This is a genomic window from Rhodococcus sp. NPDC019647, from assembly GCF_044389235.1.
GTDB lineage: Bacteria > Actinomycetota > Actinomycetes > Mycobacteriales > Mycobacteriaceae > Rhodococcus_F > Rhodococcus_F oxybenzonivorans.
Window position 1 is genome coordinate 315,302 of record NZ_JBIRXS010000006.1, and the last position, 14,290, is coordinate 329,591.

Annotated in this window: 11 protein-coding genes and 1 pseudogene; 5 read left to right on the forward strand and 7 right to left on the reverse strand. The window is 66.7% G+C overall.

Features of this window, described 5'->3' with window-relative positions:
- Positions 1–978 precede the first annotated feature (978 nt).
- Positions 979–1,407: pseudogene (locus ACH49N_RS15550) on the forward strand (transposase); the annotation flags it as partial.
- Here ACH49N_RS15550 and ACH49N_RS15555 read toward each other — a convergent pair.
- From ACH49N_RS15555 to ACH49N_RS15565, 3 genes are all read right to left on the reverse strand, one after another.
- Positions 1,392–2,186 carry an alpha/beta fold hydrolase gene (locus ACH49N_RS15555; RefSeq protein ID WP_358276804.1) on the reverse strand — a complete coding sequence of 265 codons (795 nt, stop codon included), beginning with the start codon at positions 2,184–2,186 and terminating at the stop codon, positions 1,392–1,394. The pseudogene ACH49N_RS15550 and the gene ACH49N_RS15555 overlap by 16 nt on opposite strands.
- 13 nt (positions 2,187–2,199) lie before the next feature.
- A complete protein-coding gene (locus ACH49N_RS15560) occupies positions 2,200–3,780 on the reverse strand; it encodes an ABC-F family ATP-binding cassette domain-containing protein (protein WP_358276778.1) in 1,581 nt (526 codons plus the stop codon).
- A 140-nt stretch (positions 3,781–3,920) separates the two neighbouring features.
- Positions 3,921–4,487: a hypothetical protein gene (locus ACH49N_RS15565; protein ID WP_358276779.1), complete on the reverse strand. Its 567-nt coding sequence runs from the start codon at positions 4,485–4,487 to the stop codon at positions 3,921–3,923.
- 94 nt (positions 4,488–4,581) lie between these two features.
- On the opposite strand from ACH49N_RS15565, the gene ACH49N_RS15570 reads away from it, so the two are divergent.
- The 3 genes from ACH49N_RS15570 to ACH49N_RS15580 all read left to right on the forward strand — a co-directional run bounded on the left by ACH49N_RS15570 (position 4,582) and on the right by ACH49N_RS15580 (position 8,966).
- Complete coding sequence (locus ACH49N_RS15570; protein ID WP_250776555.1) at positions 4,582–6,384, forward strand: penicillin-binding transpeptidase domain-containing protein; 1,803 nt, start codon at positions 4,582–4,584, stop codon at positions 6,382–6,384.
- 97 nt (positions 6,385–6,481) lie between these two features.
- A complete protein-coding gene (locus ACH49N_RS15575) occupies positions 6,482–8,161 on the forward strand; it encodes an NTF2-like N-terminal transpeptidase domain-containing protein (protein WP_358276805.1) in 1,680 nt (559 codons plus the stop codon).
- A 67-nt stretch (positions 8,162–8,228) separates the two neighbouring features.
- Positions 8,229–8,966, forward strand: coding sequence for a sulfite exporter TauE/SafE family protein (locus tag ACH49N_RS15580; RefSeq protein ID WP_358276780.1), 738 nt, complete (start codon positions 8,229–8,231; stop codon positions 8,964–8,966).
- A gap of 21 nt (positions 8,967–8,987) precedes the next feature.
- On the opposite strand, the gene ACH49N_RS15585 is transcribed toward ACH49N_RS15580, so the two are convergent.
- Together ACH49N_RS15585 and ACH49N_RS15590 are read right to left on the reverse strand one after the other, a co-directional pair.
- Positions 8,988–10,460 (reverse strand): peptide MFS transporter, encoded by a 1,473-nt coding sequence (locus tag ACH49N_RS15585; protein WP_358276781.1) that lies wholly within the window; start codon positions 10,458–10,460, stop codon positions 8,988–8,990.
- Positions 10,461–10,520: 60 nt separating this feature from the next.
- Positions 10,521–10,898, reverse strand: coding sequence for a DUF3054 domain-containing protein (locus tag ACH49N_RS15590; RefSeq protein ID WP_159924105.1), 378 nt, complete (start codon positions 10,896–10,898; stop codon positions 10,521–10,523).
- A gap of 545 nt (positions 10,899–11,443) precedes the next feature.
- On the opposite strand from ACH49N_RS15590, the gene ACH49N_RS15595 reads away from it, so the two are divergent.
- Positions 11,444–11,686, forward strand: a complete 243-nt coding sequence (locus ACH49N_RS15595) for a MerR family transcriptional regulator (RefSeq protein WP_358276806.1) — start codon at positions 11,444–11,446, stop codon at positions 11,684–11,686.
- Here the strand turns inward: ACH49N_RS15595 and ACH49N_RS15600 are convergent.
- On the reverse strand, positions 11,683–12,804 hold the full coding sequence (locus tag ACH49N_RS15600; RefSeq protein ID WP_358276782.1) for a YbhN family protein: 1,122 nt from the start codon (positions 12,802–12,804) through the stop codon (positions 11,683–11,685). The genes ACH49N_RS15595 and ACH49N_RS15600 overlap by 4 nt on opposite strands.
- A gap of 28 nt (positions 12,805–12,832) precedes the next feature.
- Positions 12,833–14,290, reverse strand: coding sequence for an adenylate/guanylate cyclase domain-containing protein (locus tag ACH49N_RS15605; RefSeq protein WP_109333310.1), 1,458 nt, complete (start codon positions 14,288–14,290; stop codon positions 12,833–12,835).

Below are 14,290 nucleotides of genomic sequence, written 5' to 3' on the forward strand. Positions count from 1 at the left end.
ACTGCGCCGCGGCAGTTCGCGTTCACCACCCGCGCCCATGTGGCGGTCGACGACGCGACCGGCGAGCAGATTGGACTCGACGATGTCGATACCAGGGTGGGGTGGTTGCTCGACCTGATAGCGGCGGTCGGCACCGAGTTGACGGCACGGCTGTGGCAGCCGGTCACGTTCGACGTGCTCGCCGCCGGGCTGGACGGTGCGGGTCGCAGGCTGCCCGCACAGGGTCACGTCGCCGCCGCCCGCCTCGGCTGGAACCCGCACTACCCGGACGGAATCTACGTGCCCTCACGGGTGAGCAGGGTGGTGACGGCGCAGGTGATGGCGTCTCTGCGGACCCTGGCCTTCCGGGATGCGGCGATCGCGGCGCTGTCTGAGCGGTTCGACCCGGCCACCGGCACTCTCGCGCCGCCGACCGAACCAGGCGACTCTGTGCCATTGGGTTTCGCCCGGGGCGTGCAACGCCAGGTCATCGCGCGCTCTCGCCGCACCGACAGGGCGCAGTCGGCGCGGTTGCGGATCACCGACGTCCAGGGACCACCACAGACGAGCGCGATGGCCCGACTCTCCGCCGCCGATCGGCAGCTCGCACAGCTCACCGCGACAGACCACGAGCTGGTGTTGACGGTGAAGCTGCCCACCAGCCCGACCCCGGCGGGGCGGGCGCAGTGGCAGCGGGTCCGGCTGACCGCCGCCATCCCCGCGCACCTGCACGGTCGGGCGATCACCGACTGGCATCTGCCGACCCTCGTCCTCGACCACCGGGGTCTACTCTGGCGGTGCGCCGCGACCGAACTCATCCCCGCCGCCGATCTGATGGCCAGCACGGTCGCGGTCGGGGTCGACTGGTCCCCGTCCACACTCGGCGCCGCCGCCATCACCGCTGACGGCCCGGCCGGGTTGTCGTCGGATTACCGGGGCTGGACGTACGACGACCGCGGCCTCGGAATCAAACTGGCCCGCCTGCAGACCGAAGGCCAGATGCTGCACCGCAAGGCGGCCCGGTTGACGCGGCTGGCCGCCACCGCCCCACCCGAGGTCCGTGCCCGGCTGGAGGCGAAGATCGCCGTCCTCGACGGGCAGCGGAAGGCGGTGGGCGCCAAGCGGGGGAAGATCAATCGGGAACTGGGATTCCACTTCGGCCGTCAGGTCGCCGATTACGCCGCCGCGGCGGGCGCGCAGGTGATCGCGGTCGAGGACTTGGCCACCCTCGAGACCCGCGGACACGGTCGGGTCAACAACAACCGGGCCGCGCAGTCCGCCCGCCGCCAAGCGGCCGCTGCGCTTACGCACACCGCTGCGGGTGTCGGTATCGCGGTGGTCGTGGTGCCGGCACGCGGCTCCTCCGCACAATGTCCGGGCTGCGACGAACCCCTCACCCGCCCCGGCGGCTATCACACCGCGTGGTGCCAGGGGTGCCGGGTCGGCGGCAACCGGGACCACATCGCCGGGGTGAACCTGGCCAAACGCGCCCTGCTCGGCAAAGGCAAGGCCACCCGTCGGCGAGGGCGCTTGCCCGCGATCCAGGTCGCCGAGCACGCACCGGTCCGCAAGTCCCGGGACAAGACCAGCCCGACCCCGAGCAGGCCGCGGCATCGCCGGGTCCGCCGCAGCCTGCCCACCGCAACGCCGCGGGTGGGGGTGACTCCGAAACAACATGTTCCTGCACCACAAGCGTCGGTATGGGACACGGTCAAACCCGCACCACCGCAAGGTGATGCGGGTAGCCGTGACACACGTACATCTCCGACCAACACCACACCAGTGGCAGGTAGTATGAGATCTACGTAGACGCTGCTGCCGCCTCCGATGATCAGACTCTCGAGGCGTTCGGGGTACTGAACCGCCAGTGCCAGCGCGACACGCCCACCGAGCGAATAGCCCAGAACGTGCGCGCTGGGCAACCCGACCTCGTCGAGGACCGCCACGATGTCGGCGCTCATCAAGTCCATGGCATACGAGGCCGGATCGTGTGGTTTGTCGCTGCGGCCGTGTCCACGCAGATCGACGAGGATCAACCGGTACCGATCCCGAAGTGCGCGAACGTAACCGAACCCTCGCCAGATGGCATGTGACAGCGCAGTGCCGTGGATGAGGACGAAGGGTTCCCCGTCGCCGACGGTCTCGTACGCGACCCGGACACCGTCGACGGAATTGGTAGCGTGCTTCACCCGCCCAGTGTGCACGATCTTCCCGCCGGTCCTACAGCAGCCGGTCCTCGGTGAGTTCCAGCCGCCGCGTCACCCCGATGTCCTCGAGAAAACGACGGTCGTGACTCACCACGATCAGTGCTCCCCGAAAACTGCGGAGCGCCTGCGTGAGATGCGACAGACTCGGGAGGTCGAGGTTGTTCGTCGGCTCGTCGAGCAGTAGCAGGCGGGGTGCAGGTTCGGCCAGCAACATCGTTGCGAGAGCTGCTCGTAACCGTTCGCCGCCCGACAATGCCGAGGCGAGCACGTCGGAGTCGTTCCCGCGGAACAGGAACCGAGCCAACTGTGCGCGAATCTGCGCCTGCGAGGCGTGCGGCGCCGCGGCGGCGACATTCTGCGCCACCGTGAGCGCCTCGTCGAAGACGTCGAGCCGCTGTGGCAGAAACTTGAACGGTACGCGCGGTCCCGCTGCCACGATTGCGTCGAGCAGCGTCGTCTTGCCGACACCGTTGCGCCCGACCAGTGCGATACGCTCCGGCCCGACGACGTGCAGCGACACCCGTTGTCCGCTGCCGAGTTTCAGGTCCTGCACCGAAATCACGTCCTGGCCCGAATGCACCTCCGTGTCGGGAAGTTCGATGCGGACCTCGCGGTCGTCCCGGACGGCACTCTCCGCTTCCGTCAACGACTCCCTGGCCTCGTCGACCTTCGCGATGTGGTTGTTCCGCAGCTTCCCCGCCGATTCCTGGGCTTGACGCTTCCGCATCCCCATCACGATCTTCGGTTCACGCTTGGTCTCGAACATCTTCTGGCCGTAGCGTTTGCGCCGATCCAGTTTGACCCGCGCCTCGGCAAGCTCCCGTTTCTGCTTCTGCACGTCACCACGCGCGTCCCGCACCGCGGCCAACGCAGCTTCCTGCTCCGCCTCCACGATCTCCTGGTAGATGCTGAAGTTGCCGCCGAACATCCGGATACCGCCGCCGCGTAGCTCCGCGGTGGCGTCCATCAGGTCGAGCAGATCACGGTCGTGGCTGACCACCAGCATGGCGCCCGAGAACTGCTCGACGAGGGAGTAGAGCCTGCGGCGTGAACTTCCGTCCAGATTGTTGGTGGGCTCGTCGAGCAGAAGTATGTCCGGTTCGGTCAGCAGCTTTGCGGTGAAGCCGAGCAGGACCGTTTCACCCCCGGACAGTGTGCCGACCGTGCGATCGAGGTCTCTCGCGGAGCCGAGCACCCGCTCGAGCCCGAGTTTGTGCAGCGTCGAGATCGCGCGTTCCTCGATGTCCCAGCGACCCTGGGCAGCGTCGAAGTCCTCAGGGGTGCCCACCCCGGATTCGATCCGGTGCAGCGAGTGGCGAAGATCGGCGATACCGAGGATCCGGTCTACCCGCAGACCCGGATCGAGGGTGATGTCCTGCGGCAGGTAGGCCACCTCGCCGCGTGTGACGATCGACCCCCGGTCGGGCTGCAGTACGCCGGCGATCAGGCGAAGGAGGGTGGATTTTCCGGTGCCGTTGAGGCCGACCACGCCGGTACGGCCCGAGCCGAACACGGCGTCGACGCCGTCGAAGACCGGTTCGCCGTCAGGCCATGAAAAAGTGAGATCGGACAGGGACAGATACGACTGGGCCATGGGGTACTCCGAGGTGTGTGCGGATGAAGACTCGCGGAACTACCTCGTCAGGAGCAACGGCCCGTGTCCTTTCGTCTGACGCGCCCTGGGCGCATCGGGTGAGTTCAGGGTAGGGCCCACCCGATGCCGCGGCAATCGAATTAAATCTGCGGGCCGTCCGCGCGCAGTTCGTCCACCTTCGCCATCGCCTCGCGCAGTTCGGTGAGCCACTGCTCACTGTGCTTGCCTGCGAGTCGAACCGTCCACATCAGGGCGTCCGAGCGAGATCGCGCCACCCCGGCGTCGACCAGTGTGTCGAGAACCTTGCGTTCGGGCTGGCGAAGTCGGGTCATCACCGGCACGGCGAGGTGAGTGAACAACGAGCGGCGGCCGTCGAGGGTGACTCCCCACGCCACCTTCCGTCCGTAGCGGAGCTCGGCCTCGTGTGCGATGCGCATTCGGTCGGCGCGAGTGCTTTCGCGGAAGCGTGCGATGCGCCCGTCGACGGCGGCCTCCGAGGCGGGGTCGCCGGACTCGACGGGAGGCAGCTCTCCCACGACGACGATCTCCTCACGGTCGACCTCGACGGTGGCCGGCCCGGTGAACCAGTCGTCGGGCAGTCGGCCGGCGAACCAGTCGGCCGCGTCGCTCGCATCGGGAACATCTGCTTGCTGCCATCCGCCGGGACGGCCGAAACGGCGGTCTCCGGGGGCCTGGGCGTTCTTCATGGCGTCCTCCTGGGAGCCTGGGTGCTCTGTCTGTGTGACGAAGCACTGATTACATGATTACACCCTTATCGTCAGGGCCGCCAGCATCTCAGGCATGATCGACTACGTGCGCACCTCAACAGTTCGTCACAGTCCCACCGGCCCCAGACGTAAGGCCATCGCCGGCATAGCCGTCCTCGCGATGACGCTGTCCGCCTGCGGCCTCTTCGGACCGGATCAGCCGGATACCGTCAGCCAGGAATTCGTCGATGCTCTGAATGCCGATGACGTCCAGGCAGCCGCGGCCCTCACCACCGACCCCGCCGCCGCATCGGCGGCCATCACCGCCCTCTACGACGGGCTGGGCAACAAGGACGGAACCTTTGCCCGTACCGAAGTGCAGGAGTCGGGCGACGACGCCGGAACCTTCACGATGGAGGTCACCTGGCCCTTCGCCGAAGGTCAGCAGTGGAAGTACAGCACGAGTGGCAACGCGGCGAAGCAGGGTGACGACTGGAAGATCACCTGGGACCCGGCTGTGCTTGCGCCCGGGCTCACGGAAGACACGACCGTTCGCTACACCCCGACGACCGGGCGGCCGCCAAAGGTGCTGTCGGCGTCGGGCGCGCCGATTCTCACGGAGCAAGTGGTCACTCTGGTGAACCTGGACCAGGGTGCGGACACCGCCGCGGTCGCAGCGCTGCTCGCCCCCCTCGCACCCACGATCACCCCGGCGTCGCTGCAGAAGGATGTGGCCGATGCCCAGGGCAAACCCGTCACCGCGATCAGCCTGCGTGCGGAGGATCTGGCGCCCATCGAGGCGCAACTGACCGCACTTCCGGGGGTGACGCTCGTCCCGCAGGCGCGACTGCTGAGCACCGACAAGGCACTGGCATCCCCGACGCTGTCCGGACTCGCCGACCTGTGGCAGCAGGGGCAGGACGCCTCCGCCGGGTGGGCCGTCCAGTTGGTCTCAGCCGACGGCTCGGCGGAGAGCATCGCGGGGGAGGACGGCCCCGTCGCCCCCGACATCACGACCACCCTCGACCTCCCGATGCAGACGGCGGCCGAGCGGGCACTGGCGGACATGCCGCAGCAGGCCGCGATCGTCGCCCTGCGCCCGTCCACCGGTGCCGTGCTGGCGGTCGCGCAGAACGCTCCCGCCGACGCGCTCGGCCCGATCGCGCTCACCGGCCTGTACCCGCCGGGGTCCACCTTCAAGACGGTCACGACGTCGGCTGCCCTGCAGGCCGGATCCGCCACCATCGACACGGTGCTGCCCTGCCCCGGAACCGAGAACATCGAGGGCAGGCAGATACCCAACGACGATCAATTCGACCTGGGTCAGGTCCCGCTGCACACCGCCTTCGCCCGATCGTGCAATACCACGATGGGCCGGTTGGCTGTGGGGCTTCCGGCCGATGCCCTACAGAACGCGGCCCTGCAGTTCGGACTCGGGGTGGATTATGTGACACCGGGTTTGACAACCGTGACCGGCAACGTACCGATCGCCGACAGCCCGGCGGCTCGTGTCGAATCGGCGATCGGTCAGGGTCAGGTGACCGCGTCCCCCTTCGGAATGGCATTGGTCGCGGCGTCGATCGCTCACGGCTCCACGCCGGCGCCCATGATCGTGGCGGGCCAGCCGGGCACTGCCGATCGGACGGCCCCGCCGGTGCCTGCCGAGGTGACCGCGGATCTGCGGACTATGATGCGTGAAACCGTGACCGGCGGTACCGCTACTGCGCTGCAGGACATTCCGGGACTGCTCGGAAAAACCGGCACGGCGGAGTCCGGTAACGGTCCGGCACACGGCTGGTTCGTCGGAATCAAGGACGATCTCGCATTTGCCGTATTTGTCGCCACAGGAGACAGCTCGGCCCCTGCTGTGCAGGCCGCGGGGCGTTTTCTGCGCTAAACCGGTTCGCTGGTCGTGCTCGACGAGATAAGTTGTGGCTCAACCGTAACTCCTTCGTAGGCAAGTTGTGCTTGTTACGCATGTGACTGAAAGCAAGATGGTGGACATGGGGAATGGACGATCGCTTGGACGCCGCAACAAATACGTGATCGCCCTCATAACGGCTGTGATATCAGCGGTCGTTCTGGCGTCCTGCGTGATGTCGACAGAGGAGGCCGACGCCAAGTCGGTCGTCGCCTCCTTCGTCGAAGCGCTGAACGAGCGCGATGCCGCTGCCGCTGCCGCACACACCTCGTATCCCAACGCCGCAGAGTCGGCGATTCAGCAGATGTTCGACGGCTTGAAACCCGAGGACGCCCAGTTCGACCTCACCCAGTTCATGGACCTCGGATCCGACTCCGGATTCTTCACCGTCGGTGCCGCGTGGAACTTCGGTAAGGGCAAGGACTGGAGCTATCAGGTGCAGGGCGGCGTACGGCATCTGTCGGTGGGCTGGCGCATCTCGTGGGATCCGTCGATCCTCGCGCCCGACCTCGGTAACGGGCGTATCGTCCGCTACGACCGGACGGACGCCGCTCCGCCCAGGATTTTCGACGCCGCCGGTGCGCTGCTGATGAACGAGCAGACCATCAATGCGATCACCCTGGATCCGGCCACGATGCCGGATCCCGTCGCGACTACCCGCCGCCTTGCCGAAGTTCTCGAACCGGTGGCTCCGCTGGTGACGGCAGACACGATGATGGCCGATCTCGCCCAGAAACCGGGAGAGCAGGTCACCGCAGTCCTCCTGCGCGATCAGGACTACCTGTACCTCGAGGAGGACTTGAACATCCCCGGGGTCGTGGTGATCAAGACACCGAAACTGATCACAGCGGATCGCCGCATCACCACCCCGCTGCTCGACCCGCTGCGGAAGGTGTGGCAAGCCAACCGTGACGCCACCGCCGGCTGGGCCGTGCACCTCGTCGATCCCGACGGCTCGCTGATCCCGCAGGCGGGATTCCAGGGCCCACCCGGACCCGACATCGTCGCCACCATGGACTCGCGGCTGCAGTTGGCTGCGGAGGAAGCGGTGGTCAGTGTGGGCACCCCGGCATCGATCATCGCGATCCAGCCGTCCACCGGGGCCGTCCTCGCCGCAGCGCAGAACAACCAGGCGATGGAGCAGGGGCCGATCACCTTCCAGGGTCTCTACCCGGCCGGGTCGAACCTCGACCTGATCAAGAAGGCCGCAGGACTGCAGAAGGGCGTCGACCCGTCGTCGCTGTCGATGGAGGACATCGCGAAGGCAGGGAACCAATTCGGACTCGGGATGAACTACAACGTTCCGGGGCTCGACCACCAGACCGCGGTGTTCACTGCCGACCAGTCGGGAATGAACCAGGTGATGAACCGCAAGAACGAGGACCTACCCGCCGTGACACCGTTCGGAATGGCGATGGTGGCGGCGTCGATCGCCCGGGGCAGTGCGCCCGCACCGATGATCGTGCAGGGTCAGCCGGGGACCACCGAGGTGGCGGCGCAGCCGCTTCCCGCGAACGTCACCGATCAGCTGCGCGCAATGATGCGGGACAACGTGGTGCGCGGCGGCGCTTCTCTGCTGAACGGCTACCCCGACCTCATCGGCATGAACGGGGCCAGCGGCGATGACCGCTGGTTCTACGGATCCCGCGGAGACCTCGCCTTCGCGGTGCTCGTTGCCGACGCGGACGGTGGCGACCGCGCCGTGAAGATGACCGACATGCTGTTCCGGGAGATGGCCAAGCCGGCGAGCTGACCCCGCGTTCACCGGCGTCGTGCGGCGGCGCTGAAGGAGTAAGTACGCAAGGGTAAGTTTCTCACCTGTGCCCCTGCTCGATATCGGTCTACTCGTCGTCGCGGGGTTCTTCGCGGGACTGGTCGGCTTCGTCACCGGACTGGCCTCCATCGTGTCGTACCCGGCCCTACTCGCCGCGGGCCTGCCGCCTGTCACCGCGAACGTCACCAACACCGTTGCGATGGTGGCCGTCGGCGTCGGCGCACTCTCCAACTCGACGCGCGAGGTGGCGGACACGGGCCCGAAGTTGTGGCGCTGGGTGTTGGCGTCCGCTGCCGGTGGAATCGTCGGGGCCGCCATCCTCCTGGGCGCCCCCGAGGGTTCCTTCGAGGCCGTGGTGCCGTTCATGGTGGCGTTCGCCGCGCTTGCCCTGCTCCTGCAGCCGCGGATCCGCGCGTTCGCAGGGGAGCGCGACCTGCCCCGTACCTACATGCTGTCCCTGTTCGTCGTCGCAATCTACGGCGGCTATTTCGGCGCGGGAGCCGGCGTCATCTTCCTGGCGAGCGCGCTGATCCTCACGTCCGAGACGATCTGGCGCGCCACCATCCTGAAGAGCTTCCTCCTGGGTATCGCGAACCTCGTGGCGGCTCTCAGCTTCGCGGTGTTCGGACCCGTTCACTGGGGCGCCGCGGCGGCGATGGCGATCGGTGCCCTTGCCGGTGGGTGGTGCGGCCCGCCGGTGGTCAAGCGGATTCCGCCGTCGATACTCCGTGTCGTGATCGCGGTGGCAGGGTTCGGCCTCGCCGGGTGGCTGTGGATGCGGTGAGCGGACGACCACGAACCGGGGTCAATGCACTCCCTTCATCAGACGCTTGATCCACGGTGAGCCGACCGCCAGCAGCACGCCCACCGCGATGGACCCGAGGCCGATAGCGGTGAAGTAGGGAACCTCGTTGCTCTCGTTGTAGAAACCGGCCAACGTGCCCGCCATCGCGGTACCCAGCGCCACGGACAGGAAGAACAGGGCAACCATCTGCGTGTGAAAAGCCTCAGGGGCGAGCTTGGTCGACAGCGACAACCCGACCGGCGACAGGAGCAGTTCCGCGAAGGTGAACAGCAGGAGAATGCCGCACAGGCCGAGCAGTGGAGCGCTGTTGGCGCCACCACCGGACATCGGAATGAACGCCAGGAACGCCAACCCCATGATCATCGTGCCCATCGCGAACTTGACGGGGGAGGACGGCTGGCGCGGCCCGAGCTTCGTCCATGCGGCGGCGAACACGCCCGCGAAAATGATGATGAAGACCGGGTTGATCGATTGCACCCAGGAGGGCGGGAAGTCCCATCCGAACAGGTTGCGGTCGAGTCGCTTGTCGGAGTAGACCGCGACGGTGGTGAACTGCTGCTGGAACAGCGACCAGAAGACGGCACTCGCGATGAACATCGGAATGAACGCGTAGACCCGGCTCCGCTCGATCGCGGTGATGCGGCGGCTCGACAGGATGATGGCGAAGTAGCCGACGGCCGCGACGACAGTGAGCGCCACGACGACATCCGACATGTTGCTCGTGGTGACCAGACCGGTCAGGCACGCCGCTGCGATCACGATCACTGCTGCGGCGGCAATGGCGATCCACTTGGTGCGCTGGTCCGACGGGAGCGGGTTGGGGGCGGTCGCACCGATGCCGCGCAGATGCTTGCGGCCCAGCGTGTACTGCACCAGACCGAACGCCATACCGACGGCAGCGAGGGCGAACCCGGCGTGGAAGCCCATGGTGTCCTGCGCCCAGCCGGTCAGCAGAGGACCGACGAGAGCGCCGAGGTTGATACCCATGTAGAAGATGGAGAACCCGGCGTCGCGGCGCTCGTCGTGCTCGTCGTAGAGGTCGCCGACCAGCGAGGTCGCGTTCGCCTTCAGACCGCCACTGCCGAAGGCCACGCAGACGAGTCCGACCCCCACACCCCACAGGCCCGGGAAGACGGCCAGTGCGATGTGCCCGAGCATGACGAGTACAGCGCTGTAGAACAGGGTGCGCTCGGAGCCGAGGAGTCGGTCGGCGATCCACGCACCGAGGATCGTCGAGAGATACACCGTGCCGCCGTAGGCGCCGACGATGCTGGTGGCCGAGGCCTCGGAGATTCCGAGGCCGCCATCGGCTGCCGAATAGTAGAGGTAGTAGATCAGGATGCCCTGCATCCCGTAGAACGAGAACCTCTCCCACATCTCCACGCCGAACAGGTTCGCGAGGGCGAACGGCTGGCCGAAGAAACCGGTGTCGGCTCGCTTTTCGTCCTGCCGCGGATCGACGGTGTCACTCATGCAACGACTGTCCCACTTCGCACGTCGGTTCGGGCGGTGACGCGGCGGATCCGCGGCCGATCAGCTGGGGGTGCGTACCTTCGTGACGGCTCTCGCGACCGCACGCCAGCCGAGAAGGAACACCGCCAGAACAGTGCCCGCCACCAGGATGAAACTGAAGGCCGTGCCCTGACCGCTGACAACGCGGAGCAGCATGCCGACCACCAGCGTCGAGAACCACACCAGCAGCCCCGTCGGCACAATCAACACGGCATCGAACTTGTCGCGGTACAGCGCTACGGTCGCGGCCCAGCCGACGGCGAGGCCGCTGAGGAAGGGCCACGCCGTGATGGCGAGTCCCGTCAGCGCGTTGGCTTCGTCGTGGCTCCGGCGGCCGATGGCGCAGAAGACGACGACGAGCACGACATCGACGACGAGCGCGGGAAGGAACTTCTTCACCCGGTCAGCGTAATGCGGCGGCACATGCGACCCACGCGCACGGCCGGCTCTTGTTCGCGCAGCGGAGGCGCAGCATCCTGGGCGACGTGGACCGTGCTGACCATCTCCTCAAAATCTCCAGCCGAGACTGTAGACTTTTGGTAGCGACGGTTCTAAAGTATTGATCGTCAACAAAGGGAATCAACTAGCGGGGTAGCCGACGGGCTACCGAGGAAAGACGAAGGCACGGGGCGGAGCCGGAAGCACGAAGAGGTGGCTCCGCCCCCCGAACACCCGGCGTGAGAAGGAGAAGGTCAGCTACTCACGCTGTTCACAAGAAGTCGAGGTGAGAGGCGGGTGTTGCGTATCCATCATCAGGATCCGTATGCAATGAATGTCTTGTCCTTGTGCCGGCCGCGGCCGGTGCAGCTATAACCCCTTCGGACCCCGGCGCGAGCTCGCGCCGGGGTCCCTTACGACGCAAAGAAGGGCTCGACGCAGGAACTGTGGATAACTCCACCGGCACCACCAATGAACTCGACAACGACGACTACCCCGCCTACACCATGGGGCGCGCCGCCGATCTTCTCGCTGTCACCGCTGCGTTTCTTCGAAGTCTCGACGACATGGGATTGCTGGTGGCGTACCGCTCGGAGGGCGGGCATCGCCGCTATTCGCGGCGTCAGCTCCGGCTTGCCGCCCGCGTCCGGGAGCTCGTCGACAGCGGCACAGCAGTCGAAGCGGCCTGCCGCATCATCTCGCTCGAAGACCAGCTCGCCGAGGCTCGGCGCGAAAATACCAGCCGCTAGGCAGTGTCGGCTTCGCCGGTGCTGTGCGGGGTGTGCTCCGCCCCCGGCTGGTCCCGGCGCTCGAACTCGAGGTCCATCTCCAGGTCCTCGTGCTGATTGTGGCGGAAGAGAATGAGGAAGACGATCCACCCGATCAGGGCCACGAGAATGTAGCTCACCATGCGGTAGACGAAGACCGCTGCGAGCGCCTGCGACGCCGTCGTTCCCGCCGCCGTCAGGGTGGCGATCAAGGTGCCGTCGACGAACCCGAGTCCCCCCGGTGCCAGCGGAATACTGGCAACCGCCTTGGCGGCAGCGAACGCGATGAGCAAACCGGCGAACGAGGGTTCGGCGCCGACGGCCCAGCAGGCAAACCCGAGACAGGCCACATCGGCGAGGCGGTGCACCGCCGACCACCCGAAGGCGGCGAGGGAATCGCGCCGGCCCAGCTCCACCGAATCGAGCTGGCTGAGGATCTCCTTCCACCGCTCGACGCCGGTTTCCGGAGCGTTCTTACGGAACCTGTTGTACCGAGTGAGAACCCGATGTCCCGTCGACTCGATGCAGTCGGGGTTACGGGATATGTATCGCAAGCCGTAGAACAGGGCGAATGCGGCAATCAGTGACAGGACCAGGGTGATGGGGCTGACTCTGGTTCCGACGGCGAACGCGCCGGCCACGCCGAGGAACGCGAGGCTGCCTGCGGCGATCACCCCGGAGATCGCGAGCTGCCACGATGCGACGACAGGCGTCGCGCCCCACTTGCGGGTCTGCTTGTACGTGAACGCGGTGGAGAAGACCTGGCCTGCCGGCAGGCTGACGGCCATCGCAGTGCTCGCGTAGATGACGGACACGGACTTCAACTGGGAGACGACGACGCCTCCGGCTCGAAGCAACCGCTGCTGGACGGCGCCGTAGCCGCTCAGCGACACTGCCTGCGCCGCGATGCAGGCAGCGACCCATCCCCAGTGGATCTCGGTGAGTGCTTTCCACGAATCGCTGAGGGTCGGCCACAGGTAGATGCCCTCGATGGTCAGGAGGGCGAGCAGCCCGGCCCCGAGCAGCCATTTGATCCACCAGAATCGACTTCGCTGCCGAGGGGGCTCGGCAGTGGGCGGGTCGGAACGAGGCAGGGCCACATCCCAAGCGTAACCAACGGGTAGCGGATTACTCCGGATAGTCCTCCGGCCAAGCCAGATGGGTATTGCGACGACGCCCACGTAACTGCACCTGTTCGCCCAGCTCCCAGTGCGCCTGCTCCTCCTCGTCGGCGAAGTACAGCGCGCTGGTGGATGCCAGGACGCGGCTGGGATGAAGCTTGGCGAGCTCGGTGAGTCGCGACGCCTCGTTGACGGGGTCGCCGATCACGGTGTACTCGAATCGTTCTGCGGCACCGATGTTTCCGGCGACGGCCAGGCCCGCGGACACGCCGATCCCGATGTCGAGGCCGGTGATCTCGTGGAGCGCGAACCTCAGCTCCCGCGCAGCTGCCAGTGCGGCGGTCGGGGCGTCGGGGCGGTCGAGCGGGGCGCCGAAGATTGCGAGAGCCGCGTCACCCATGAACTTGTTGACGAATCCGTGGTGTCGGTCGATCACATCGACGACGACGCGGAAGAACTCGTTGAGCAGATTCACAACCTCGCCGGGCGGACGTTCGGCCGCCGCACCGGTGGACCCGACCATGTCGACGAACAGAACGGCCACGAACCTCGTCTCGCCGCCGAGTTCGGTGCCAAACTGGAGTGCTCGCCGTGCCACGTCCTCCCCGACATGCTGGCCGAACAGTTCACGCAGCAGTCGCCGCTCGTCGGACTCGCGCATCATCCGGTTGAACCCGACCTGCAGCCGTCCGATCTCGCTTCCGTCGAACACTTCCACCCGCACGTCGGTGGCACCGCGCTGGACCCGTTCGATGGCCCGCCGCAGCTGCTTGATGGGGTCGGAGATTTGGCTGGCGGTCAGCATCGACAGCGCGAAGGCCTGTGCGATCGCGATGATCGACAGCAGCATGATCGCCCAGGCGAGTGCGTTGGGAGAGAACACGAGGTCGGTAGTCAACTGTGTGACGCAGAGCAGGATGATGCCGATGACGGGCATCAATGTGCCCAGGCCCCAGGTCATCGCCAGGCGGGTGCCGACCCCGGGGGCCATGGTCCGGTCGAATTCCCCCTCGCTGAGGGCGCGCGCCGCCACCGGGCGCAGAATGCGTTCCCCGAGCATGTAGGTGAAGCCGAAGGTGGTGGTCGCGGCCATGCAGACCGTGACGATCACCGCGACCGCCAGTTCGGGCATCTCGGTGATGGTGAGCAGCACGAAGATGATGCCGCCGAGTATCCACAGGACCAGATGCACGATCGCCTGCCGCAGCGGTGCGTGCAGCGCCGACATCTGTTCACTGCGGGTGGGCGGGCCGCCGCGTAATTGCCAGCGGATGACGGACCGCAGCATCATCGCTGCCGCAGTGAGACTCACCACCGCGGCGAAGGCCAGGTAGCCGCCGAAGATCGCGACATTGCGCACCCGGTCGGCGATGATGGCCTGCGACTCGGGGATCGGCACGCCATAGCGCACGAACGCGAAAACCAGGATGGCGCCGATGAAATTGGCGAGGAGCATCGAGACCAT

Bases quoted from the DNA above. Each gene is read 5' to 3' on its own strand.
- ACH49N_RS15560 (WP_358276778.1), bottom strand. From the start codon at position 3,780: ATGGCCCAGTCGTATCTGTCCCTGTCCGATCTCACTTTTTCATGGCCT.
- ACH49N_RS15565 (WP_358276779.1), bottom strand. From the start codon at position 4,487: ATGAAGAACGCCCAGGCCCCCGGAGACCGCCGTTTCGGCCGTCCCGGC.
- ACH49N_RS15570 (WP_250776555.1), top strand. From the start codon at position 4,582: ATGATCGACTACGTGCGCACCTCAACAGTTCGTCACAGTCCCACCGGC.
- ACH49N_RS15575 (WP_358276805.1), top strand. From the start codon at position 6,482: ATGGTGGACATGGGGAATGGACGATCGCTTGGACGCCGCAACAAATAC.
- ACH49N_RS15585 (WP_358276781.1), bottom strand. From the start codon at position 10,460: ATGAGTGACACCGTCGATCCGCGGCAGGACGAAAAGCGAGCCGACACC.
- ACH49N_RS15595 (WP_358276806.1), top strand. From the start codon at position 11,444: ATGGGGCGCGCCGCCGATCTTCTCGCTGTCACCGCTGCGTTTCTTCGA.
- ACH49N_RS15605 (WP_109333310.1), bottom strand. From the start codon at position 14,290: ATGGTCTCGATGCTCCTCGCCAATTTCATCGGCGCCATCCTGGTTTTC.